This is a genomic window from Streptomyces sp. NPDC001922 (assembly GCF_042891165.1).
Taxonomy (GTDB): Bacteria; Actinomycetota; Actinomycetes; order Streptomycetales; family Streptomycetaceae; genus Streptomyces.
In genome coordinates, this window is sequence record NZ_JBIASV010000011.1 from 150294 (window position 1) to 174578 (window position 24285).

General features: G+C 71.5%; 20 protein-coding genes. 12 read left to right on the forward strand and 8 right to left on the reverse strand.

From position 1 onward, the window contains the following. Positions 1–84: 84 nt before the first annotated feature. Together ACFYYR_RS21710 and uvrB are read right to left on the reverse strand one after the other, a co-directional pair. Positions 85–663 carry a TerD family protein gene (locus ACFYYR_RS21710; RefSeq protein WP_388855845.1) on the reverse strand — a complete coding sequence of 193 codons (579 nt, stop codon included), beginning with the start codon at positions 661–663 and terminating at the stop codon, positions 85–87. Positions 664–1098: 435 nt separating this feature from the next. Next, positions 1099–3252 (reverse strand): excinuclease ABC subunit UvrB, encoded by a 2154-nt coding sequence (gene uvrB / locus ACFYYR_RS21715; RefSeq protein WP_388855848.1) that lies wholly within the window; start codon positions 3250–3252, stop codon positions 1099–1101. A gap of 601 nt (positions 3253–3853) precedes the next feature. Between uvrB and ACFYYR_RS21720 the strand changes: the two genes are divergently transcribed. The 3 genes from ACFYYR_RS21720 to ACFYYR_RS21730 all read left to right on the forward strand — a co-directional run bounded on the left by ACFYYR_RS21720 (position 3854) and on the right by ACFYYR_RS21730 (position 7010). Further along, positions 3854–4768: a glycerophosphodiester phosphodiesterase gene (locus ACFYYR_RS21720; protein ID WP_388855851.1), complete on the forward strand. Its 915-nt coding sequence runs from the start codon at positions 3854–3856 to the stop codon at positions 4766–4768. A 106-nt stretch (positions 4769–4874) separates the two neighbouring features. Further along, on the forward strand, positions 4875–5408 hold the full coding sequence (locus tag ACFYYR_RS21725; RefSeq protein WP_388855854.1) for a methylated-DNA--[protein]-cysteine S-methyltransferase: 534 nt from the start codon (positions 4875–4877) through the stop codon (positions 5406–5408). 225 nt (positions 5409–5633) lie between these two features. Continuing rightward, entirely contained in the window at positions 5634–7010 is a 1377-nt protein-coding gene (locus tag ACFYYR_RS21730; RefSeq protein WP_388855857.1) for an MFS transporter, read from the forward strand. A gap of 31 nt (positions 7011–7041) precedes the next feature. Here the strand turns inward: ACFYYR_RS21730 and ACFYYR_RS21735 are convergent, their stop codons facing one another. Beyond that, a complete protein-coding gene (locus ACFYYR_RS21735; protein ID WP_388855860.1) occupies positions 7042–7404 on the reverse strand; it encodes a cupin domain-containing protein in 363 nt (120 codons plus the stop codon). A 182-nt stretch (positions 7405–7586) separates the two neighbouring features. Beyond that, a complete protein-coding gene (locus tag ACFYYR_RS21740) occupies positions 7587–8918 on the reverse strand; it encodes a glycoside hydrolase domain-containing protein (protein WP_388855863.1) in 1332 nt (443 codons plus the stop codon). A 250-nt stretch (positions 8919–9168) separates the two neighbouring features. Between ACFYYR_RS21740 and ACFYYR_RS21745 the strand changes: the two genes are divergently transcribed. The 5 genes from ACFYYR_RS21745 (at position 9169) to ACFYYR_RS21765 (ending at position 15772) form a co-directional block, all read left to right on the forward strand. Beyond that, positions 9169–10092 carry a pseudouridine-5'-phosphate glycosidase gene (locus tag ACFYYR_RS21745; protein WP_388855866.1) on the forward strand — a complete coding sequence of 308 codons (924 nt, stop codon included), beginning with the start codon at positions 9169–9171 and terminating at the stop codon, positions 10090–10092. Beyond that, positions 10089–11066: a carbohydrate kinase family protein gene (locus ACFYYR_RS21750; RefSeq protein ID WP_388855869.1), complete on the forward strand. Its 978-nt coding sequence runs from the start codon at positions 10089–10091 to the stop codon at positions 11064–11066. The genes ACFYYR_RS21745 and ACFYYR_RS21750 overlap by 4 nt, the downstream gene beginning before the upstream one ends. A gap of 325 nt (positions 11067–11391) precedes the next feature. Continuing rightward, positions 11392–12570: a tyrosine-type recombinase/integrase gene (locus ACFYYR_RS21755; RefSeq protein WP_388855872.1), complete on the forward strand. Its 1179-nt coding sequence runs from the start codon at positions 11392–11394 to the stop codon at positions 12568–12570. Between the two features lie 872 nt (positions 12571–13442). Then, positions 13443–15191, forward strand: a complete 1749-nt coding sequence (locus tag ACFYYR_RS21760) for a tyrosine-type recombinase/integrase (RefSeq protein WP_388855874.1) — start codon at positions 13443–13445, stop codon at positions 15189–15191. Then, the gene (locus ACFYYR_RS21765; RefSeq protein WP_388855877.1) at positions 15188–15772 is read left to right on the forward strand and encodes a DUF6262 family protein; all 585 of its coding nucleotides are present in this window, start codon (positions 15188–15190) and stop codon (positions 15770–15772) included. Before ACFYYR_RS21760 ends, ACFYYR_RS21765 begins: the two co-directional genes overlap by 4 nt. Positions 15773–15801: 29 nt before the next feature. Here the strand turns inward: ACFYYR_RS21765 and ACFYYR_RS21770 are convergent, their stop codons facing one another. Beyond that, complete coding sequence (locus ACFYYR_RS21770) at positions 15802–16548, reverse strand: GNAT family N-acetyltransferase (protein ID WP_388855880.1); 747 nt, start codon at positions 16546–16548, stop codon at positions 15802–15804. A gap of 201 nt (positions 16549–16749) precedes the next feature. Between ACFYYR_RS21770 and ACFYYR_RS21775 the strand changes: the two genes are divergently transcribed. Further along, positions 16750–17265: a hypothetical protein gene (locus tag ACFYYR_RS21775; RefSeq protein ID WP_388855883.1), complete on the forward strand. Its 516-nt coding sequence runs from the start codon at positions 16750–16752 to the stop codon at positions 17263–17265. A gap of 104 nt (positions 17266–17369) precedes the next feature. Here ACFYYR_RS21775 and ACFYYR_RS21780 read toward each other — a convergent pair whose 3' ends face one another. Further along, positions 17370–17798 carry an ATP-binding protein gene (locus tag ACFYYR_RS21780; RefSeq protein ID WP_388855886.1) on the reverse strand — a complete coding sequence of 143 codons (429 nt, stop codon included), beginning with the start codon at positions 17796–17798 and terminating at the stop codon, positions 17370–17372. 114 nt (positions 17799–17912) lie between these two features. Between ACFYYR_RS21780 and ACFYYR_RS21785 the strand changes: the two genes are divergently transcribed. The 3 genes from ACFYYR_RS21785 (at position 17913) to ACFYYR_RS21795 (ending at position 19476) form a co-directional block, all read left to right on the forward strand. Beyond that, on the forward strand, positions 17913–18737 hold the full coding sequence (locus tag ACFYYR_RS21785) for a helix-turn-helix domain-containing protein (protein WP_388855889.1): 825 nt from the start codon (positions 17913–17915) through the stop codon (positions 18735–18737). Continuing rightward, positions 18734–18943, forward strand: coding sequence for a DUF397 domain-containing protein (locus ACFYYR_RS21790; protein ID WP_388855892.1), 210 nt, complete (start codon positions 18734–18736; stop codon positions 18941–18943). The genes ACFYYR_RS21785 and ACFYYR_RS21790 overlap by 4 nt, the downstream gene beginning before the upstream one ends. Before the next feature lie 341 nt (positions 18944–19284). Continuing rightward, positions 19285–19476, forward strand: a complete 192-nt coding sequence (locus tag ACFYYR_RS21795) for a DUF4236 domain-containing protein (protein ID WP_388855895.1) — start codon at positions 19285–19287, stop codon at positions 19474–19476. A 90-nt stretch (positions 19477–19566) separates the two neighbouring features. Here the strand turns inward: ACFYYR_RS21795 and ACFYYR_RS21800 are convergent, their stop codons facing one another. After that, on the reverse strand, positions 19567–20805 hold the full coding sequence (locus tag ACFYYR_RS21800) for an SWIM zinc finger family protein (RefSeq protein ID WP_388855898.1): 1239 nt from the start codon (positions 20803–20805) through the stop codon (positions 19567–19569). After that, entirely contained in the window at positions 20802–23630 is a 2829-nt protein-coding gene (locus ACFYYR_RS21805) for a DEAD/DEAH box helicase (protein ID WP_388855901.1), read from the reverse strand. Before ACFYYR_RS21805 ends, ACFYYR_RS21800 begins: the two co-directional genes overlap by 4 nt. Positions 23631–24285 lie beyond the last annotated feature (655 nt).

The following is a 24285-nucleotide window of genomic DNA, read 5'->3' on the forward strand; positions in this document are numbered from 1 at the left end:
TCCCCTGTTCTGTGTCCTGATTCCTGTGGCTCCGAGCTCATGCCCCCCTGCCGCGGAGAGGGGACTGTCTCCGGCAGACGGCGCCTAAAGGTGCGGCAGCAGCGCCGGCATGAGGTCCTGGAAGGTGCGGCCGTCGGCTGCGGCGCCGAGGGCGGTCATCTGCCAGCCGCCGCCGGTGCGGTGCACCTTCGCCATGATCTGCGCGGTGTACTTGCCCCCGCCGGTCAGCGTGTAGCGCGCCAGCTCCTGGCCGTTGGTCTCGTCGACGATGCGACAGAAGGCGTTCTGCACCTCGGCGAACGTCTGGCCGGTGAAGGAGTTCACGGTGAAGACGATCTGGTCGATGTGGACCGGGACCCGCTGCAGGTCGACCAGGATCGCCTCGTCGTCCCCACCCTGGCCGGCGCCGCCGACCAGGTTGTCGCCGGTGTGCCGGACCGAGCCGTCGTCGCTGACGAGGTGCCGGAAGAACACGACGTCCACCGGCTGCTTCTCCGCGAAGAGCACGGCCGACGCATCGAGATCGATCTCCTTGGTACGGGTCCCGAAGAGCCCACGGCGAGGGGCGGCCTGCCAGCCCAGCCCCATCCGCACCGCGGTCAGGGCTCCCCCGTCGGACTTCTGCAGGCTGATGCCCTGTCCCTTGGACAAGTTGACGCTCACGCGGTGTCCCCTCTCGAACCGTTCCCCAGCACCATCAACCACCTGTTCGGGCAGCTGACGGAAACCCTACGCAGTGCCACCGACGCAGGGCATGGCCCGCCCCGTTTTGTGGCGTTCCTGCAACACGCGGCGCCCGGCGCCGCGCCCGGTCTCCGGGGACGCGGTGGGGACGGGGCCCCGGGGCGTTGGAGTGCGCGGCTGCGGTGGGAGGTGCGGAGGGTGCGGAGGTCCTGGTCTCCGCCACCGGGCCGGTGGGCTGCCCGGGCGTACGTCGCCGAGCGAGGTACCGCGCCCCGGCCCTGGCCGGGAGCGGGCGGCCCGGAGCAGTGATCCGGAGCGGCGTGCCCCGGCCACGGCAACGGCAACGGCAACGGCAGAGCGCGACGCCCAGGGCCCGGCCCCGTCCGCCCGTCCGCCCCTCCTCAAACCCTTCCGTCAGGAGAGTCCGACCTCCTGCATCTGCCGGAGCTCCTTCTTCAACTCCTTCACCTCGTCGCGCAGGCGCGCCGCGACCTCGAACTGCAGCTCCGCGGCGGCGGCGCGCATCCGCTCCGTCATGTCCTCGATCTGCTGGGCGAGTTCGGCGGCGGGGCGGTCCGTCGCAACGGCGCGGCCCTTCGCGCCCTTCGCAGCCTTTCCGCCCTTCCCCGCCGTGGCGGGCTCGGCCTTGTTCCCCTTGCCGCCCAGGTCCGGGACGGGGGCCTTCCCTTCCTTGGAGCTGCGGTATCCGGTGCCCAGCAGTTCCTCGGTGTCGACCTCTTCGCGGGCGATGGCCGCCACGATGTCGTTGATCTTCTTCCGCAGGGGCTGCGGATCGATGCCGTTCTCCTTGTTGTACGCGATCTGCTTCTCACGGCGCCGGTTGGTCTCGTCGATGGCCTTCTCCATCGCCGGCGTCATCTTGTCCGCGTACATATGGACCTGGCCCGAGACGTTCCGCGCCGCGCGCCCGATGGTCTGGATGAGCGAGGTGCCGGAGCGCAGGAAGCCTTCCTTGTCCGCGTCGAGGATCGCAACCAGCGACACCTCCGGCAGGTCGAGCCCCTCGCGCAGCAGGTTGATGCCGACCAGCACGTCGTACTCGCCGGCGCGGAGCTCCCGCAGGAGTTCCACCCTGCGGAGCGTGTCGACATCGCTGTGCAGGTAGCGGACCTGAATGCCGAGCTCAAGGAAGTATTCGGTCAGGTCCTCCGCCATCTTCTTGGTGAGGGTGGTGACCAGGACGCGCTCGTCCTTCTCCGCGCGGGTCCGGATCTCGTGGACCAGGTCGTCGATCTGGCCCTCGGTCGGCTTGACGATCACCTCCGGGTCGACCAGACCGGTCGGCCGGATGATCTGCTCCACATGGCCGTCGGAGCGGGAGAGTTCGTACTGCCCGGGGGTCGCCGAGAGGTAGACCGTCTGCCCGATCCGTCCCAGGAACTCCTCCCACTTCAGCGGCCGGTTGTCCATGGCCGACGGCAGCCGGAAGCCGTGCTCCACCAGGGTCCGCTTGCGCGAGGCGTCGCCCTCGTACATCGCGCCGATCTGCGGAACGGTGACGTGCGACTCGTCGATGACCAGCACGAAGTCGTCCGGGAAGTAGTCCAGCAGGGTGTTGGGCGCCGAGCCGGCCTCGCGGCCGTCGATGTGCAGCGAGTAGTTCTCGATGCCGGAGCAGCTGCCGATCTGCCGCATCATCTCGATGTCGTAGGTGGTGCGCATGCGCAGCCGCTGGGCCTCCAGCAGCTTGCCCTGCTTCTCCATCCGGGCGAGCTGTTCCTCGAGCTCCGCCTCGATCCCGGTGATGGCCTTCTCCATCCGCTCCGGACCGGCCACGTAGTGGCTCGCCGGGAAGACGTAGAGCTCCCGGTCCTCGCTGATGACCTCGCCCGTGACCGGGTGCAGGGTGGAGAGCGCCTCGATTTCGTCGCCGAACATCTCGATGCGGACGGCCAGTTCCTCGTAGACCGGGAAGATCTCGATGGTGTCGCCCCGCACCCGGAACGTGCCCCGGGTGAAGGAGAGGTCGTTCCGCGTGTACTGGATGTCGACGAAACGGCGCAGCATCTGATCCCGGTCGATCTCCTCGCCGACCTTGAGCGGAACCATCCGGTCCACGTACTCCTGCGGTGTGCCCAGGCCGTAGATGCAGGAGACCGACGCCACCACGACCACATCGCGCCGGGTGAGCAGCGAGTTCGTCGCCGAGTGGCGCAGCCGCTCGACCTCCTCGTTGATCGAGGAGTCCTTCTCGATGTAGGTGTCCGACTGCGGGACGTACGCCTCGGGCTGGTAGTAGTCGTAGTACGAGACGAAGTACTCGACGGCGTTGTTGGGCAGGAGCTCGCGGAATTCGTTGGCGAGCTGGGCCGCGAGGGTCTTGTTCGGCGCCATGACGAGGGTCGGCCGCTGGAGCTTCTCGATCATCCAGGCGGTGGTGGCCGACTTGCCGGTGCCGGTGGCGCCGAGCAGGACGACGTCCTTCTCGCCCGCCGTGATGCGGCGCTCCAGGTCGGCGATGGCCGTGGGCTGGTCGCCACTGGGCTGGTAGGGGCTGACGACCTCGAAGGGCGCCACGGTGCGTTCGATCTTGGAAACGGGCCGCATGCATCCACGGTACGACCCCCCACTGACAACCGGGCCCGGCGAGCGCTCCGCCCCCTGCCCGTACGTCATGCGAACCGCGCTGACCAGGGGCGAAGGGCTGAGCGGCCCGCCGGGCAGCGGCGGAGGCCCACGAACGGCCCCGGGCCTTTCGTGGGACTGCCCGGTCGGGCCGGGAGCGGACGTCTCCTCCGGCAGCGGCCCTCTCCGGGGCAGCGGACACCGACCGAGCGGAACCGTGCCTGCCGGGGGCGGGGCACCCGACGGACGGTGCCGCCCGTGCGCGCACGACACGTGCCGAGGCAGCGGTCGGCAGAGGTGGACGGGCGCGCGTACCGGCATCACGAACGGTGCCGGTACGGCCGGCGCCCACGTACGGCCCGGCCGGGCACGAGGCGCACGTTCCCGACGCCGCGGTCACCCCCGCCCATTCCCTCGAGCGGGTGAACTCGCACAGCGTCGAACACAGGGCCGTCACAGCGTGACACCGTGAAGTTCTCCGGGGGGGCGTCCCGTTCAACTTCTGTCCATTCCACGCCTGTCCACCGTTGCACCACGCCTGGGACCCTCGGCCCGTCCGCGAAAGACGACGCGAGGAGTCCACGTGCGCATACGCCCTCTCGCAGCCACAGTCGGAACGCTTCTGGGAGTCTCGACACTCTTCTTCCCCGCCACGGCGGCCCAGGCCGTCGACCACCCGCACCGACCCGTGGTCGTCGCCCATCGCGGCGCGTCCGCCTACGCCCCGGAGAACACCCTCGCGGCCGTCGACAAGGCCGACGACCTCGGCATCACCTGGGTGGAGAACGACGTCCAGCGCACCAAGGACGGTGAGTTGGCCGTCATTCACGACACCGACCTGAAGCGCACCACCAACGTGGAACAGGTCTTCCCGGACCGGGCGCCCTGGAAGGTCGCCGACTTCACCATGGCGGAGATCAAGCGGCTGGACGCGGGCAGTTGGTTCTCCCCCGCCTACGCGGGCGAACGCGTGCCCACCCTGGAGGAGTACCTCGGACGGGTCAGTGACCACCGGCAGAAGCTGCTGCTGGAGCTCAAGGCCCCGGAGCTGTACCCCGGTCTGGAGCGCCAGACCCTCCGCGAACTGCGCCGTGAGGGCTGGCTCGACCGCTCGCACGTCCGGCGCAAGCTGATCGTCCAGTCCTTCAGCGCGGACAGCGTGGGCACGGTCCACAAGCTGCGTCCCGACATCAAGACCGGCTTCCTCGGCGCTCCGGAGGTCGCGGATCTGCAGACGTACGCGGGGTTCGTCGACCAGATCAACCCGAGTCACCGGACGCTGACACCCGAGTACGTGGCCGCCGTGCACAAGCTGCGCGGTGCACACGGCCGCCGGCTGGAGGTCTTCACCTGGACGGTCAACGACGGCCCACGGGCCGCCCTGCTCAAGAGCTACGGCGTGGACGGCATCATCACGAACACCCCTGACGTCGTCCGCGACGCGACAGCCAGGAGCACCTCGGACCACAGCGCCGTCGCCGGCGCCTCCGCGTCGTAGCTCCGACTCCCGGGAGCACGACACACCGCGGCCGCGTCCCCGAGGGGGCGCGGCCGCGGTGCGTGCGGCGGCGCATCCCCTCCCGGAGCGCACTACCCTGCGGGAGATGAGCGCAGTGAGCTGGACCGTGACCGGCACCCCCATCGGGCCGTTGCTGCTCGCGGCGACCGGCCGGGGGCTGGTCAACGTCGTCTTCCACGCGGACGAGCGGACGGCCCGCGCGGCGGTCGACCGGCTGGCGTCCCGGCTCGGGGACGAGCCGGTCGAGGCGTCCGAGGACCCGCTGCTCGCCGAGACGGTCCGGCAGTTGCGCGCCTACTTCGCGGGAACGCTGCGCGAGTTCACCGTGGAGCTGGACTGGTCGCTGTCGGCCGGCTTCAACCGGCGGGTGCTCCGGGAACTCGCGACCGGCGTCCCGTACGGCACGGTCGTCGGCTACCAGGACCTGGCCGACCGGGTCGGCGAACCGGGGGCCGCACGGGCCGTGGGCACGGCCATGGGGTCCAATCCGCTGCCCGTCGTGGTCCCCTGCCACCGGGTGGTGGAGAGCGGCGGCGGGATCGGCGGCTTCGGCGGGGGCCTGGAGACGAAGCGCACCCTGCTCGCGCTGGAGGGCGTGCTCCCGCAGCCGCTGTTCTGAGCGGTCGGCAGAGCGTTCCCCGCCCCGCTCCGGAAGGCTCCGCAGCCTGCTCCGGAACGCCCCGCGGCCGCGCCCAGGGCTCCCGGCCCGGGCAGGAGGGGCGCCCGCGACCTCTCAGGCCGCTGCGCAGGAGGTCCTCGCAGAAAACCTCGCAGCGGGCCGTCGCGGGAGGTGCCCGCGCAGGACGCCCTCCGGTCACGTTTCCGAAAGCTTCCCCGCCGGCCCATGGCCTGTCGGCAGCGGTGCTGCCAGACTGCGGCCGTGTCCGACTCCTCCGATTCGCCCTCATCCCTTCCCCCGTCCGCCTCCCCCACCGCACCCGCACCCGTATCCGGCCCTGACGCCCCGGCCGTGTCCACGGAGGCGGAGGCCGTCCCCGGTCTGCACGCCGTGCGGCGGCGCACCACGGCCGTACTGATCGCCTCCCAGATCCTCGGCAGTCTGGGCACGGCGATGGGAGTCGCCCTCTCGTCGGTGCTGGCGCAGGAGATCGGCGGCTCGGAGGCGGTGGCCGGGCTGGCCGGGACCGCGGCCGTGGCGGGGACGGCTCTGCTGTCGGTTCCGGTCGCCGCCCTGATGAGCGCCCGCGGCCGGCGGCCGGGGCTGGCGCTGGCGTACGCGGTCGGTGCGGTGGGCGCGGGACTGTCCGTGCTGGCCGCCACGGTGGGGAGCTTCCCCCTGCTGCTGCTCGGCATGGTGGCGTTCGGCGCCAGTACGACGGCGAACCTCCAGGCCCGGTTCGCGGCGGCGGATCTGGCGCCGGCGGGGAACCTCGGCCGGGCGATCTCGACGGTGGTCTGGGCGGCGACGATCGGTGCGGTCCTGGGGCCGAACATCGCGGCCCCAGCCGGGGACAGCGTCGCGGGCCTGGGGATTCCGGCCACGGCGGGACCGTTTCTGTGGGCCGCGGTGGTCTTCCTGGCCGCGGCCGTCCTGGTGCTGGTCCTGCTGCGCCCCGACCCGCTGCTGACGGCCCGGTCGCTGGCTCCGGCCGGGTCGCAGACGCGGGAGAGCCGGTCGCTCCGCGCGGGTGTCCGTGTGGTCGCCGGCTCCGCGCGGGCCCGGCTCGCGCTCGTCACCATCAGCGCCTCGCACACCGCGATGGTGGCGATCATGGTGATGACCCCGGTGGACCTGGGGCACCACGGTGCGGACATCGAGCTGATCGGGCTGGTGATCAGTGCCCACATCGCGGGGATGTACGCCTTCGCCCCGGTGATGGGCCGGCTCTGCGACCGGGTGGGGCCGTTCACCGTGATCGCCCTGACGGTGGCCCTGATGGCTTCGGCCGCCCTGCTCGCGGGCACGGCCGACGGACACCACGGGCGGACCACGGCCGGTCTGTTCCTGCTCGGCCTGGGCTGGTCGGCGGGGCTCGTGGCGGGCTCCACGCTGCTCACCGACGCCGTACCGCAGGCCGCCCGGGCTGCTGTCCAGGGACTCTCGGACCTGACGATGAACACCTCGGCCGGGGCCGGTGGCGCCCTGGCCGGGCTGATCGTGGCGCGGGCGAGCTACGGCTGGCTGAACCTGGCGGCCGCGCTCCTGCTGCTGCCGGTGGCGGCCCTGGCCCTGTTCACCGCACGCCCGGCCCGCGCCTGAACCCACGTCAGGCCCCAGAGGCCGAGGGACGTCAGAGGCTGATGTGATACGCCTTCCGGAGCGTCTCGTGGACGGTCCAGGTGGTCCGGTCGCCCTCGCGCAGCACGCACGCGTCCCCCGGGCCCACCTCGATCACGGAACCGCCCTCGACCTCGATCGTCGCCCGCCCGCTCACGACGACGAACAGCTCGTTGGCCTCGGTGTCGGTCACCACCCCCGGAGTGATCTGCCAGATGCCGCGGAGCTGCTTGCCGTCCGGGGCCTCCCACAGCACCTTGCCGGTGACGACGGGATCGCCCGAGACGATCTGCTCGGGAGCGAGCGGCTCCACCTCGAGCTCCACATCCGGAATGTGCACTGCGAACGACGCGACGGGGTTGTCCATGCCAGTCATAGCCGGTCAGAGTAGCGGCGCCCGTTCCGCCGCCGGCGGGCAGGTACCGCAGCGCATCGATCCGGAGCCCGCCCGGCCCCCATCGGAGGGCACGGGCGCCCCGGGCGGCGGCCCGTAGCGACAGATCGCCGCCACCCTCCCGGTCGAGGGTGGCGGCGATCCCTCCGCGGCGGGGCGCCGGCTCAGCAGCGGGGTACGGGCCTGCTGTACGTCGTGTTGCTCGCGTTGGCCACGTAGTAGTCGGAGACCCACTTGCCGTTGTCCAGCTTGTTCCAGACCGAGGTACCGCTCACCGCCGTACCGGGGGCCTGACAGGTCGTCCAGGCGAGCGCTCCGCTGGGCAGCGCACCGGCCGTGGCGTACGACGTACCGGGGCCGGTCCGCTGGTTGACCCCGCTGGCCGGGGTGATCTGGTACGGGTGCGCACAGCGGGGCAGCGGGGCGCTGTAGCCGGTCTTGGAGGGCGTGCTCACGTAGTGGTCGGAGACGAAGCTGCCGTCGGAGAGCTGGTCCCACACGGAGGTGCCCCCGACGGTGGCACCCGGCTTCTGGCAGACCACCGCGACCGAGGATCCGGGGGCGACGGACCGCACGACGGTGCCGGTGGTCGACGGTGTCCGGCGGGCCTTGAGCACGGCGTCGCTGGTCACGGTGTACGTGTGGGCGACGGTGGCCACCGGCGCGTCGAGCTGGTTGCTGTCGATGTTGATCTTCACGCCGCCGTGCGTCTCGTCATGGCTGTTGCTGTACTGCTTGGCGCGCTGGTGCGCCGCCCACTGGGAGTCCGGGATCCCCGACCAGCCGCTGAGCGACGTACTGCCGTCGTACCGGGCGATCCAGAGGGCGTCGGGGCGGGCGTGGCTCGTGGAGCCGTAGACGGCGGAGAGGTCCGCGGCGCCGTGGTTGAGGTTCATGTAGACACCGGAGAGGTAGCCGCGGGCGTGGAGCTCCTTCGTCCACGCCGACAGGTACGTCAGGACCGAGTTCCGGCAGGTGCTGTCGGGGCTGGTGTACTGCTCGATGTCGTTGTAGAGAGCGCTGCCGGGCAGCATGCCGCGCGTGGTGGCCGCCGCGATGGCGTCGACCGCCGCCGCCTTGCCCTCCGCCGCCGCCGAGCCGGGGGTGATCTTCTCGTCCTGAGCCCGTGCACCGCAGGCCGGCTGCAGTCCCTTGTAGATGGGGAGCAGGCGCCAGCCGAGTTTCGACACCTCGGTGACCCAGCTCGCGGTGAGCCGGGGCTGGGTGCAGGTGCGGTTGACACCCCCGATGTACACGCCGACGGCGCGGTACGGCGACTCCTTCCACGCCTTCATCGCGTCGAGGCTGGGCGCGCTGCACGCGTCGAAGGCCGGACCGGTGTAGCGGGTCGAGGCCGCGCCCGATGGATAGGCGATCGAGGTGGCGGGCTCCGCGGCGGCGGGCGGGGCGAGTACAAGCGTCATCGCACCGCCCAGGGCCGCGGCCAGGCCCGCGACGCCGAGCCGCTGTCTGATACGGAACGGGAAACGGGACATGTCGACCCCCGGGCGCAGTCGGACCGAGTCCGGCTGCACGACCGTCAGGAAGGCGCCGCGGGCAGCGTCCTGACGGTACGACGGACTCTATGGATTTCTGAGGTTCTGTCTGTTCTGTCATAGTTTTGCCACTCCGGTGCAGTGCTGGTCAAGCACCGGGGCGCGAGGTTTGACGGTGTGACCGGAACGCCAGGGATGGGAGGAGAAGCGTTCCTTCGGACGCCGCCCACGAGACGGGAGACGCGCAGCGATGCCCACACCCCCGATGAACGTGTCCGAGGAGGTCCGGGAAGCACTCGCCCGCAGACATCCGGTGGTGGCCCTGGAATCGACGATCATCGCGCACGGTCTGCCCCGCCCCCGCAATCTGCAGGTGGCGAAGGAGCTGGAGGCCGAGGTCCGCGAGGGCGGCGCCGTCCCGGCGACCATCGCGGTGCTGGACGGCCGGCCGCACATCGGCCTCACCCCGGAGCAGCTGGAACGCATCGCCGACGATCCGTCACTGCGCAAGCTGGGCCACCGCGATCTGGCCCCCGCGGTGGCGGCGGGTGCAGACGGCGCGACGACGGTCTCGGGGACGGCCTTCCTCGCCGCCCGCGCGGGGATCAGGGTCTTCGCGACGGGCGGGCTGGGCGGTGTCCACCGGGAGTGGACCGCGACGCAGGACGAGTCGGCGGACCTGTCGCTGCTGGCCCGCACCCGGATCACGGTCGTCTGCGCGGGCGTGAAGTCCATCCTCGACGTGCGCGCCACGCTCCAGCGCCTGGAGACCCTGGGGGTGGGGGTGCTGGGCTACCGCACCGACCGCTTTCCCGGCTTCTACCTCAGCAGTTCGGGCGAGCCGGTCGACTGGACGGTGCACGAGCCCGAGGAGGTCGCCGCCGCCATGGCCGCCCAGGACGCGCTGGGCGGCCCGGAGTCGGCCCTCGTCGTCGGCAATCCCGTTCCCCAACGGGAGCAACTGGATCCGGAACTCCACGACCGGGTGCTGGCCGAGGCGCTGGCCGCCTGTGCGCGCGAGGGCATCAGCGGACAGGCGGTGACACCGTTCCTGCTGGGCCATCTGGTGCACCACACCGACGGCGCCTCGCTGGAGGCCAACCTCGCGGCGGTACGGGGCAATGTGCGCCTGGCCGCCCGGATCGCCACGGCCTGGTCCCGGACCCCGGCATGACGGGGTCCGGGGACGCCGACGGGCGGCAGGGCCCGGTCCGCGGGGGGCTGCTGGTGATCGGCGACGTGATCACGGATGTCGTCGCCCGGCACTCCGCTCCCCTCGCTCCGGCGACCGACACCACGGCCCGGGTGAGCACCCTGCCGGGCGGCGCCGGGGCCAACGCGGCCTGCTGGGCGGCCCGGAGCGGAGCACCGGACGTCCGGCTCATGGGGTGCGTGGGGGCGGACTCCGCCGCGTGGCACGAGGACGCGCTGCTGCGCTGCGGGGTCCGCCCCGCCCTCCGCGTCGATCCGGACGCGGCCACGGGCACCGTCATCTGCCTGGTCGACGCCACGGCGGAACGCACCCTGGTCACCGACAGCGGCGCCGCGCTCCGGCTGTCCCCCGCGGACTGGCGGGACGGCCTGCTCGACGGCGTGGCCCGCCTCCACCTGTCGGGCTACCTCTTCTTCGCGGAGGGCAGCAGGGCGCTGGCCCGGGTGGCGATGGCGGCGGCCCGGGACCGGTCGGTACCGGTCAGTGTCGATCCGGCGTCGGCCGGCTTCATCGAACAGCACGGCCCCGCCGCGTTCCTGGCGTCGGTCGCCGCCGCGGACCTCCTCCTCCCGAACAGCGACGAGGCCACGCTGCTCACCGGACTCGCGGACCCGGCCGACGCGGCGGCCGAACTCAGCCGGGACTTCGGCCTCGTCGCGGTCAAGAGGGGCGCCGCGGGAGCCGTGCTCGCCGCGGGCGGCGACATCCTCGCCCGGGTACCGGCCCCCGCGGTGACACCGGTGGACACCACCGGCGCGGGCGACGCCTTCACCGGCGCCTTCCTCGCGGCGCTGCTGGCCGGCGGGGATCCGGTGACCGCCGCGGAGGCGGGCTGCCGGGCCGGCGCGGAGGCCGTCACACGGGCCGGCGGGCGGCCGCCGGAGCGGGGAGCGTCCGCCCCGGCGGACGTTCTCCGGAGCGGCGCTCCCACATGAATGCGGCCTCCTTGCCGCGTGAGTGCGCCGCTCGCCTCGTGAGTGCGCCACCTTCTCCGCGCCCGCGCGGGGCGCTCGACGGCCCGGCGCGCCCTGCGGTCCCACCTCACCTTGCCGGCACCCGGCACGGCGCCGGCATCCCCGACACCATGGGCAGGAGTTCTCCATGACGGCTCGCCCCCTGCTGCTTCTCGACGTGGACTTTACCGACCGCGGGCAGTGCTGCTCGTGATGTCTGTCTGGGCCTGTGACTTAGGCGTCATGGGCTCGTTTACCGACCGGGACCGGGACGTCTGTCATGTTCCGGAGTCGGTACGGAGGACAAGTGGTACGGCACGTGGTGATCGGGGACTTGCGGGTCCAGCAGATCGAACGGAAGGACGGGCGGCGATCATGGACGATCGTCTGGCCCGAGGGCACGCTGCACACGGAGGCGGACCGGTTCCTGCGTGAGCACGAGGGCTCGGGCACGCAGAAGACCTACGCGTACTACCTGGTGGACCACCTGCGGTGGCTGGAGCGCGAGTGCCTGGCCTTCGACACGGTGCAACTGCGCGACCTGGAACGGTACATGGGGATCGTCGGTGCCGAAGTCCGCATGCCGCTCGGAGAACCGTGGCGGGTCGGCAAGCGCCCCTACGGCCGCTCCGCGCTGTCGACCGCGGCGGCCTGCTTGAAGGGCTTCTACCTGCACCAAACCTCCCTCGGCATCAACGGCGAGCTCGGCAGGAAGCTCGACAAGTCCCGGCTGCCGTCACGGGTGGACCGCCGCCGCTCGTTCCTCGGTCACGTGAAGTCGCCGCTGCCCACGAATCCGCTGGCGCCGAAGGGGCCGCAGCGCCGGCACCCGAAGATGCTGCCGGACGGGGCGAGAGAGAGGCTGCTGGAGTCGGTGAACGCCGCCCGGGACCGGCTGGTCGTCGACTGGCTCGCCGACGGAGGACTGCGGATCGGCGAGCTGTGCGGGCTGCACCTGGTCGACCTGCACCTGCGGGAGAACGCTGCCTGCGGCGAGTGCCGCACCCCGCATCTGCACGTCTGCCACCGGCCCGGCAACCCGAACCGGGCCGAGGCCAAGACCAAGCACCCGTGGCAGATCGTGCGCGGGACGGTCACCGGCGGGCTGATCAAGCGGGTCAGCCCGGCGATGGTGCACTCCTACTTCGAGTACATCACCACCGAGTACCCGCGCGGCGCTCGGCACGGCATGCTCCTGGTCCAGTTGCACGGCGCCGATGCGGGCCGGCCGTGGGCACCGGTCGGCGCCCGGCGGATGCTCGGCCGGGCCGGGGAACGCGCTGGGCTGGGGCTGGTGAAACCCCATGCCTTCCGGCACACCTTCGCCTCGGCGGTTCTCGACGCCGCGGGCGGCAACACCCTGATCGCCCGGGACGCGGGCGGCTGGGCCTCGGCCGCGATGGTCGACGAGGTCTACGGGCACGTCGACATCCACGATCCGGTCTTCGACGCCGCTCTGCGCACGGTCTGGGGTGAGGGCCGGTGAAGCGCCGGGACGCGTTTCTGTTGCCTTTGCTGACCACGCACCAGAACGACACGCGGATCGGCAGAGATCGTTTGGAGATCCTCACCGCGCTGACGAACGCGCCCTCATTCGATCCTCTGTTCCGCGACGACATCGTCCAGATCCCGCCAGGACACCAGACCTATCAATGGTTTTGCCGGGTCACCGACTGCCAGCGCGCCACTGGCCTCGGCGACTTCTGCCACGCCCATCGTCAAGAGTGGCTCGCAGCCGCGAAGGAAGGTGTCAGCAGGTCAGTCTTCCTCAGCACTGCTGAACCTTTGGGGCAGACAACCGAGCATGACGGGAACCTGGCCTGTCTGATCTGCCCCGGGCGACCCGCGCGGGCGGGCCAGTACCGTCTCTGCAAATATCACCTTCAGAAATGGAGTCGAACGCGAGTTGGCGAAGAAGTCGCTCTCGACTTCGATGAGTGGGCCGCCGAGCAAAGTTCTGTCCCGGGGTTCGGGACCTGCACAGTGCTGGTCTGTCCTCTGCTGGCAGAGTCGCCGCTGGGACTGTGTCGGCGACACGCTCACTCCTACCGGAGGGCGGGTTCCCCCGGCGGCGCATCCATTCCGGGCGGATCGTGGGGCGAGGGCCGAGCCGCTGTCAGCTACATCGACCGCGTCCAGTTCCGGGCGTGGTGCGACAGGGAGATCGCGGTCTCCGTGCCCGCTCAGCTGAACTTGCGCGGACTGAGGCCACTGCCGCGGGCAGAAATCCAGTGGGGGTTGTTCACTCACACACAGCGGTCGCGTCCGGCCCGTTGGGATGTCACCGCGCTTCGCATGGTGGTGAACGCCTGCCGTGAGCAGGATGCGACCTCGATCGTCGATCTGGACCTTGCTTGCTTGACCAAGACCGCCAGCGGGATCGCGAAAGAGATTTTCCACGAGTTGCGCCTGGTCTACTTCACACCTGAGGAGGCCAAAGAGGCCGGATTCCTCGAAACGAGGCACTTCGGTATCAGCTATGAGAACCGGCTCGGGCACCTCAGCCTCACCGCGATCTCTCAACGATGGCTGCGGGACATCACGTGGGACTACTTCGCCGAACTCCTGCGCTCGCCGCGCTGCCCTAACAGCGCCCACACGCTGGACCACATTCGTCGAGCGATGACCGAGTTGAGCGCGTTCCTTGAAGTCGATGCCCCCGGCGGGGGCGTCGACCCCGCAGTCCTGGCGAAGGAACACGCCGACCGCTTCGTCGCAGATCAGCGGCATCGCGAGCGCCATGCACTCCCGTCTCTGGCCACGGTCCGCGTCGACGGGAAGCCGAGCACCGTCACGACTGGCACGCGATCGGTGGTCTTCAACCACACCCGCAAGATCCTCCGCAAGGCGATGGACGACGGCGTGACCGACGCTATCGGCCTGGCCAGGGAGTTCGTCATCGCGTTGCCGAACGCCGGCGGCACCGCTTACCAGAAACGGCGGCGCCCCTTCGCCGATGAAGTGGCACAGGCACTGGCCGACGAGCGCAATCTCGCCGAGTTCACACGCGTCCACGATCCGGATGACGAGGGTGCCCGGGACATCTGGGAGATCGTCGTGGTCACCGGACGACGGCTGGGGGAAGTCATCGAGCTTCGCTGGAACTGCATCGGCCGGCTCAGCGGGCTCGCGATGCTCTGGCATGACCAGACCAAGGTCGGCAACTATGACGAGGCCATCCGCATCCCCGAGTCGCTCTTCGAGCTCATCACCGAACGGCAGCGCAAGACGCTCGCCCGGTTCGCCGACGATCACGGCTACACCCCCACGGGCAAAGAACGTGACGGGCTCGCGCTGTTCCCCACCAACTACCGCAGCACCGACGGGACGATCGCGCTGAGCAGGCCGTGGTTCTACAGCCGCTTCCGTCCCTGGGTCGACGCCATGGACATCGGCCACTGCGTCCCCCACCAGGCCCGCCACACCCTGGCCACCAGCCTCCTGCGCCAGGGCGCCACCCTCACCCACATCCGCCGCTATCTCGGACACGTCTCGGACCGGATGGCCGAGCACTACGTCCACCTCTCCAACACCGATCTGGAAAATGTGCTCCAGCACGTCTGGGTCGCCGGGCCCGGCACCACCACTCCTGGGGAGCGACTCTCGGGGGACTCGGCCGAGGCACTCACCAAGGAACAGGCCCTGGCCATCGCCGTCGACCTCGCCCGCCGCAGCACCCCGGCCGAGGGCGGCTTCTGCACCTTCCAGCCGGTCGTCGACGGCGGCGCCTGTCCCTGGAACCTCGACTGCCACAACTGCGACAAGTTCGTACTTTCCGGCGCGGACCTCCTCTACTGGCGACGCAAGCGCGAGCAGTGGCGGCTGCTGGCCGAAGGCGCCCAGGACGACGCCACCGCCGACTACCTGAACCGCTACTTCGAACCCACCGCCCGCGCCATCGACGGCCTGGAGAAGGCCCTGGCCGGCCTCGGCCTCCTCGACGACGCCCTCGCCCTGGACCTGCGCAAACCCCAGGACTACTTCCACCGCGTGTGGTCCACCGCCTTCCGCGCCGCCGACCTCGCCGACGCGGGGAACGACGAGCAGGACGAGTACAGCGATACGTGCACAACCGATGGCGACGATCTCGAACAGGACATCGCATGAAGACCGCTGCAATTCCAGAACCCCGCACGGCCGCTGCCCTGGCCGCCCGCCGTCACAAGACCGAGACTGCCCTCCAGCGGGTCCGCGAAGCCATCACCCGACTCCGGCGAGAGAAGGCCCAGGTCAGCGTCGCCGCCGTCGCCCGTCGCGCAGACGTCTCGCGCACCTTCCTCTACGACAACGCCGAGGCCCGAGCCACGGTCGCCAGCGCGATGGCCGAGTCCGGAGACCGCCGGACCCAGTTGCTCGCCGACCAGGACGACGAGCGCGAGGCAACCTGGCGCGAACGCGCCCTGAACGCCGAGGAAGCACTCAAGACCGCCCAGGCCGAGATCCTCACCCAGCGCACCCGCATCGGCGAACTCATGGGCCAGATCCGGGACTTGGAAGCCGAGTGGACCGAGGAAGCCATCCAGCGGATCACCACCGAAAACACCACCCTCAAACAACGGGTCCGCCAACTCATCACCGACAACCGCACCCTCGACGAGCGACTCAAGGCCGCACGCTCCAACCTCCGCTTCCAAGACCGGCGCATCGCCGACCTCGAAGCACAGATCGCCGACTCAACGAAGCACTGAATCACCGCGGTCGAGTTCGGACGGCGGCCTCACCGGCCCTGGCCATGAGGACCGCCGTCACCGAGGCGAGTGCTGAGCTGGGCCCCCAACTCCCGGAAGCCCAGCGCAAGCGCGACACGCTTTGACGGGTGCGGGCGTGCTCGCCACTGCGGAAGCAGCCCGGCGTCCAGCGCGCGGGCCACCGCCGCAGATGCCACCGCTCGCGCCAGCCCCCGGCCGCGACAGTGCGGCGCGACCAGGACGCTGAGGTGGGCCACCGACTGCGACCATGCGCCATAGCCGGCTGCGGCAACCACGTCGTCACCGTCACGCAGGACGCATGCGGGAGAGGTGATGTCGTCCAAGCCGCTTTCCCCAGCGTCCTCTTCACCGGCACGGGCCAGCAGCGCGGCCAGTCCATCGTCGTCGCCTGGTACCTCCTCGACAGCGGCGCCCGCATGCATGGGCTGGAAGTCGGCCCGGTCGAGATAGAAGAGGGACGCAGGCCCCAGTACGTCGAGGACGGGCAGCACTTCACGCAGACGATCCGCGTCGACGATCTCCTGATAGGACAGCTTCCTCGCCGCCCCCGCCATCAGCTCGGCGATCCGATCGCTCGGCACGGTGACGATGCCGGCGTCACCGAGAACCACGATCCCCGTCCACAACGGCGGGCACAACCGTGATCCTGGGGAGACGGCCACGTTCACCCCGTCCGTGGCGGAGAACCGCACTGGCTTCACCGCCAGTTCAATCCATGGCTCCCGGGCCCGGTCCAGCAAGAGATCTGTAGTCATGGCCGCATCGTGTCGGGCCCCAGTTCTTTCCACGACTGGTTTTCCTCCGAGGTCCGCCCCTGCTCTGCGACACCTCATCCACCCGGCCCCCGCCCGCAGCACGACGACCACACGAACGAGCGACAACAACACCACCCAACTCGCCGTCGCGGACATGTAGTCTATGAATCGTCGCAGTTCAGAGCAGGTTAACGGGCTCCAGTGGTCGGTAAAGTGGACGGCCCGCTCAACCCGTACGCCGCCCGGCTGTACCGGCCGCGCGGCTACACCACTCACCGCCTCCACCCCGCGATCTGGCTGTCCCGGCAGACCCCCGGGTCCCGCAGCCACCGCCGTGGCCTGCGGGTCCGCCTCAACCCCGGGCACGGCCGGCGGCTGACCACGCTGCCGTACGAACTGGCCTGGGCGACCACCTGGATGCACCAGGCGAACGAGATGATCGCCCCAGCGATCGGCCTCCCGGGCGACCTCCCCGTGATCGAATGGCCCGAGCTCTTCACCAAGGACCCGGACGGCCTCTACTGGAAGACCCGGCATCTGCTGACATGGGCGGCGGGGCGCCCGTTCGTCTGGGTCGACGACATGATCACCGACCTCGACACCGCACACGTCGCCGCCCACCACGACGCCCCCGCCCTGCTCTTGCGCATCCACCCCCGCAGGGGCCTGCGCGACGCGGACTTCGCGACGCTGGCCCGGTGGGCGGCGGAACTGTAGGGGTTCGGCTTCACAGCTCATTGCTCATGGCACGGGCGCCTGAGCAACCGTCGCGCCGATGGTGAGCTCCGGCACGCCCCCGGGAGGCAAGGCGGGCCGGACGCTCAGGTCACCGGGATCTCGCACCAGACGATCTTGCCGGGATTCCGGTCCTCGACGCCCCACTTGTCGGCGAGAGCGGACACCAGGGAGAGCCCGCGTCCCCCCTCGTCCTCCGCGCCGGCCGACCGCTCCCGGACCTGCGTCAGGCCGGGCCCGCTGTCATGCACCTCCACCCGGAGAAGGGCACCGGGACCAGAACCCGGGCCCCGTACGAGGTCCAGGAACAGCCGGTAGCCGCGGCCGGGCGGGACCCCATGGACCAGCGCGTTGGTCGCGATTTCGGACACGCAGACCAAGGCGTCGTCCAGTCGGCCGGTGACCTGCCAGTCGGTCAGCGCCTGTGCGGTGAACTCCCTGGCCGCGGGCACGGACCGGCGCTCCCGCCGGAAGAACGCCTCGCGGCGGCAGAGGGGTTGGTCGTTCTCGTTCATGCGACGACTGTCACAGTGCGTCACTAGTATGCACCAGTGAGTCAGTGCGTACGGGGATGCCGTACGCCACGGCGACGGCTGCCGTACGACAACAGGGCAGGAACGGAGTACACCATGTACGCGACGAAGAAGTCCCCGAAGAACCCCTCCTGGCATCTGATCGGCGCTCAGGTCGGCCACTTCCGCAGGGCCGCCCGCATCACCCAGCCGGAACTGGCCCAGCGGCTCTGCGTACACGAGGACACGATCGGGTCGATCGAGCAGGGCCGCCGGGCCCTCAAGCCCGACCTCGCCGAACAGCTCGACGTGCTGCTGGACACCAAGGGAGCACTCGCGGTGGCCGTGTCCAAGGTTCCGGAGCGCGAGCGATTCCCGGCCTTCGCCCAGGACTTCGTGGAGCACGAGCAGGAGGCCCTGACCCTTCTCTCGTACCAGACCCACGTCGCACCTGGCCTGCTGCAGACCGAGGACTACGCCCGCGCGGTCTTCGCCTCCCTCTATCCGCCGATCAGCCCTGACGAGGAGGAGGACCGGGTCACTGCCAGGCTCGACCGCAAGCAGGTGTTCGACCGCAAGCCCTGGCCGCCGATGATGAACTTCCTCCTGGAAGAGGTGATCCTGCATCGGCCCATCGGCGGGCGCGAGGTGTTGCGCGAGCAGATCCGGCACCTGAAGGACTGCGCCGAACTGCCCTTCCTGGGGCTGCAGATCATGCCCACGGCCCGCGAGAAGCACGCGGGCCTGGACGGCCCCATGGTGTTGCTGGAGACCCCCGACCACGACCAACTGGCCTATATCGAGGGGCAGCGCATCAGCTTCCTCGTGGATGACCCGGACGAGGTCAGTGCGTATCAACAGAAGTATGGAATGCTGCGGTCGCAGGCTCTCAGCCCGGAGGAGAGCCTGAATCTGCTGGCCGACCTGGCAGGAGGGTCATGAACAGCGCAGCGAACACCCACCGCACCGACAATCCGCAATGGTTCAAGTCCAGCCACAGCGGCAGCGAAGGCGGCGACTGCGTCGAAGTCGCCATCGGCCAGCGAACCGTCCGGGTACGCGACTCCAAGAACCCCCACGGCCCCGCACTCACCCTCACACCCGAAGCCTGGACCGACTTCATCCGCTTCGCGAGCAGAGACGTCTGACCCGGTCGACGGACAGCCCTGCTCGGTCGGGACCGCCTGAGGCATGAGGACGGCCCAGGGCGAACACCACGCTCAGGCGCTGCTCGGCGGGCTCGCCCCGGAAGCGATGCGCGGGCTGCTCGCCACAGCCGGGACGGGCTCCCCGTCCCGTGCGCCGTGGGCATCCGTCACCTCGGCTGCGCGCCGCACAAGGAGGGGCTCACGAGGGTCGCTGTCGACCACCGGGAGGCGGAGTTCCTGGTCCGCGTCATCTCCCGTTCCTGGTCCGCGTCTTCTCCAGGTGGGATGCGCGTACCCGCGTATCCTCGGGGAAGGCCAGTCGGGGACGAGAGGAGTCCACTGTGCCCATCACCTTCCGCAAGAGCTTCCGCATACTTCCGGGCGTCCGGCTCAACATCAACCGCAAGTCCGTCTCCGTCACCCTCGGCAAGGGGGACGGTGTGCGCCGCACCTACTCGTCCACGGGCCGCCGGACGACGTCGATGGATCTCCCCGGCCCGTTCGGATACCGCAAGACCGAGCGCCGCGGCTGACCGTCCCGGGCCGTGAGGTTCGGCCCCACCCGAAGCGCCTCCGCCCCCGGCCCCGCCCTGCCGGTCCCCCCACCCGGGCCTCACCGCCCGTCAGCCGTACAGCGATCCCGTCAGGGCGCCGACCGGGTCCTCGTCCGCCGGGCCCTCCGGCCACCAGTCCTCGCGTCCCCCGTCGGAGCGGTACGGGTACCAGCGGCCGTCCCGGCCGTAGCGGAGCTGGACGAAGCCCCGGGGGTCGGTGAGCCGGTTGTGCCGGATCGTCATGCGCGGGAAGTCCGCGGCGGCGAGTGCGCTGCGGGCCCGGTCGAAGTCGCCCGCCGGCGGGTCCCAGAGGTGGTCGAGAACGGCCAGGCCCTCGGCGCCGCCCTGGCGCCAGGCCGCGACGGCCCGGGACAGCTCCTGGGCGGTGCGGCCGGTGCTCGCGGCCAGTTGTGCGAACCGGGCGGAGAAGCTCTGGCGCCCGGAGAGATGAGGGTGGGTGGCGGCGAGCCGTACGGCGTCCTGCCAGGCCGAGCGGACCGCGAACGGGTCCGCCCCGTCGGCCAGATACGCCTGGGCCCGGGCCGCCGCGTCCAGGGCCAGGAATTCGAGGGCCTCGGCCGACGGGGCACCGGCCGGTTCCGGGAAGGCCGGCGGGTACGCGGCGGCGGTGGGCGCCGCCAGGGGCGCGGGAAGCGGCGGACGCGCCGTGCCGGACAGGGCCTCGCGCGCCACCACCGCCGCGGTGGCGGCGGGAGTTCCGGCGGCCTTCTCCCGGGCGGCGCGGGCCGCGTTGCGGCGGGTGAGGGCGTCGAGGAGTTCGCTCTCCTCCCGGCCGCGCAGCAACAGCAGGACGAACGGGTCGGTGTCGAGCAGCCGGGCCGTCTCGTAACAGAGCGCCGCGGCGTGTTTGCAGGGCCGGCCGACGTCCGGGCAGGAGCAGGACGGGTCCATGTCACCGGGACCGGGGAGCAATTGGACGCCCGCCCGGTCCGCGGCGGCCACCAGGGCCTGCGGCATGTCCTTGTCCAGGAGCGCCGCGATGTGGGCGGGCTCCGCGGAGACGGCGTCGAGGAAGTCGTTCCACTCGGCGTCGGTGAGGACCTGGAGGCGGAGGGCGGTCCGGTACGGGCGGGGGCGGGTGCCGTGCACCGCGGCGGTGACGTGCCCCGGGGTGACGGTGATCGCGTCGACGAACCCGCGGCGTGCGTAGCCGCGGCCGCGGGAGAGCCGGGCCGGGTCGGGCGCGTTCTCCTCCAGGGCGCGCACCCAGGCGTCGCCCCACCAGGACCGCGGGAACTCATCGGGGCCGCCGGTCCCGGCAGCGGCGGGGAGGCCGTGGCGGGTCATGACGGCCTCCGCAGCGAGACGAGGTCGGCGAGTTCCGCGTCGCTCAGTTCGGTCAGCGCCGCCTCGCCACCGCTCAGCACGGCGTCCGCCAACGTCCTCTTGGCGTCCAGCAGCTGGGCGATCCGGTCCTCGACGGTGCCTTCGGCGATCAGCCGGTGCACCTGCACGGGCTGGGTCTGGCCGATGCGGTAGGCGCGGTCGGTGGCCTGCTCCTCGACGGCCGGATTCCACCAGCGGTCGTAGTGGATCACGTGTCCCGCGCGGGTGAGGTTGAGCCCGGTGCCCGCGGCCTTCAGGGAGAGCAGGAACACCGGGGCCTCGCCGGACTGGAAGCGGTCGACCATCACGTCGCGCTGTTCCACGGGCGTGCCGCCGTGCAACAGCTGGACCGGGACGCCGCGGCGGGTGAGATGCCGTTCGAGGAGCCGGGCCATCTCCACGTACTGGGTGAAGACCAGTGCCGCTCCGCCCTCGGCGAGGATGGTGTCCAGCAGCTCGTCGAGGATCTCCAGCTTGCCGGAGCGGGCGGTGAGTCCGGGCGCGGCCTCCTTCAGATACTGCGCGGGGTGGTTGCAGATCTGCTTGAGCGCGGTGAGCAGCTTCATGACCAGCCCCCGGCGCGCGATGCCCTCGGCGGCCTCGATCCGGGCCAGGGTCTCGCGCACCACGGCCTCGTACAGCGCGGCCTGTTCCCGGCCGAGCCCGACGGGGTGGTCGGTCTCGGTCTTGGGCGGCAGTTCGGGCGCGATACCGGGGTCCGACTTCTTGCGGCGCAGCACGAACGGCCGTACCAGCCGGGCCAGCCGCTCGGCCGCCTCCCGGTCCTCGCCGCCCTCGACGGCGCGGGCGTGCCGGGCGCGGAAGGTCTTCAGCGGCCCGAGCAGCCCGGGGGTGGTCCAGTCGAGGAGCGCCCACAGTTCGGAGAGGTTGTTCTCGACGGGGGTGCCGGTGAGCGCGATCCGCGCCGGAGCGGGGATGGTGCGCAGCGCCTTCGCGGTCGAGGAGCGCGGGTTCTTCACATGCTGGGCCTCGTCGGCGACGACCAGTCCCCAGCGCCGCCCGGCGATTTCGGCGGAGCTGCTGCGCATCGTGCCGTACGTGGTGAGGACGAAGCCGCCCGCCGGCCCGTCCAGGGTGCGGCCGGTGCCGTGGAACCGGCGCACGGGAACGTCCGGCGCGAAGCGGGCGATCTCGCGCTGCCAGTTGCCGAGCAGCGAGGCCGGGCAGACCACCAGGGTCGGGGCGGGGTGGTCGCGGTGCAGGTGGAGGGCGATGAGCGTGATCGTCTTGCCGAGGCCCATGTCGTCGGCGAGGCAGCCGCCGAGGCCTGCCGAGGTCATCCGGTCGAGCCAGTCGAGGCCGCGGAGCTGGTAGTCGCGCAGCGTGGCGCGGAGCCCGGGGGGCTGTGCGGCGGGCCGCAGTTCGCCGGTGAGGCGGGCGCGGAGGTCGGCCAGCGCCCCCACGGGTACCGCCTCGACGCTCTCTCCGTCCACCTCGGCGGTTCCGGTGAGCACGGTGCGCAGCGCGTCGACCGGATCGAGGAGGCCGAGGTCGCGCTTGCGGGCCTTGCGGACGAGGGCGGGGTCGACCAGCACCCACTGGTCGCGCAGCCGTACGAGGGGGCGGTGCGCCTCGGCGAGGGCGTCCATCTCGGCGTCGCTGATCGGCTCGCCGTCCAGCGTCACCTGCCAGCGGAATTGCAGGAGTTCTTCCGCTTCGAAGAAGCCGAAGCCGTCGGCGGCGGAGCCGGGGGCGGGGCGCACGACGGCGGTGGCGGTCAGCTCCCGGGCGAACTCCTTGGGCCAGTGGACGGCCACCCCCGCGGCGCCCAGCCGGTTCGCGGACTGGCCCAGCAGCTCGTACAGCTCCGACTCGGTCAGCGGCAGCACGTCCGGCGCGGGCCGGCCGAGCAGGCGGGCGAGCGGCGGCCAGACGCGGGCCGCGCGGCGCACGGCCAGCAGGGTGTCGATCCGGGCGCGCGGCCCGAAGTGGTCCGCGCCGTCCCAGAGCGCCGCGGCGTCGGCGACCAGGGTCGGATCGGCCAGGCTGTGGACCTGGACGACGGCCGCCGCGACGCAACGCTCCTCGCTGCCGTGCTCCGCGCCGCCTGCCGGGTCGGAGCCGTTCGCGGAGTCGTCCCCGATCGCGGAACCACGACCGGTCCCCGAGTCGAAGATGTCGTACGGGGAGAGGTCCAGCCGCAGCGAGATCCGCACGCCGGCATCCAGCCCCGCGGCCACCTCGGCGGCCCACTCCCGGGCGTGGGGCAGCCGCTGCGGCTCGTCCGCGGCGAACGGGGCTCCGGCGGAGTGGGGCGCCGGGGCGGTTCCGGAAGTCCTGCCGGCCCTGGTGGTTCCGGCGGCCCGGCGCCCCCCGGTGGGACGGGTGGGGTGCAGCCGCCCGGCAGAGCGGGACGCAGGAGAGCGCCCCACGGGGTTGCGGCCCCCGGGCTGCATGTCGGCCACGGCGTGGGGAGCGGCGGGCGTCCGCGGCAGCACGTCGGCGACGGCGTCGAGGAAGGCCCGCAGCAGCGCCTCCGGATCGGGCAGTTGCAGCGGTTTCCGTCCCACGAGCGGCACGGCATGGGCCTCCGCGGGCATGGCGGCGGCGATGGCCCGCAGATGCGCGGCATCCTCGGGATCCAGCGGCCCGGCCCGCCAGGCGTCGATGTCGTCCGAGGTCAGCCCGGGGAGCAGCTTGCCGCGTGCGACGAGGTGCAGGGCGTGCAGGGCCGCCGCGCCCCAACAGGCCGCCGCGGGATGGGCGGCGGGCTCGTGGCGTGCCCGGGCCAGCAGCGGGACGGCGTCGGCGAGCGGGAGGTGCACGGCGGGGACGGTCCGGCTGCGGACCCCCTTGCCGTGCCGCCGTACGACGGTCAGGTCCTGCGGCGCGGTGGCAGTGGCAGTGCCGGTGCCGGTGGCGGTGGCGGTGCCGGTACCGGTACCGGTACCGGTACCGGGAGGGAACGCCTCCGCGGTGGCACCGTCGCTGACCTGCGGACCGTCGAGGGGCGGGACCCCATCAGGGCACGGACGAGGGCGACGGGACGGACCAGAGCCATGGGGCGGTCCAGGGTCATGGGACGGAGCAGCACCCCGCGACTGGGCTCCGGGGAGAGGGCCGCCGTCGGGCCGCCAGAAGGCGACCCGTCCATGGCGGGGCGGATCGGCCGGCAGGAAGACAGCCGCACAGTCCGCGAAGGCACCGGCCTCGGGGCGCTGCTCTCGCGTCACCGTCCGCCACCCCTCGCGCCGTGCTGCTGTACCGGTACCCGTTCCCGTCCGCCCTACCAGCGGTCAGGCGGTCCGCCGGACCTGCGGACCGCCTGCGAGTCTACGGCCGACAGGGCGCGCCAACCCAGCGTGAGCCAACGCTCACGGTCGTTCCCCTGCACTTCGCCCCCGCACCGGCGGCACACGGGTCCACGGGATCCACGGGATCCACGGCGGCGAGGCATGCACCCGTGCGGGCGGACCAGCC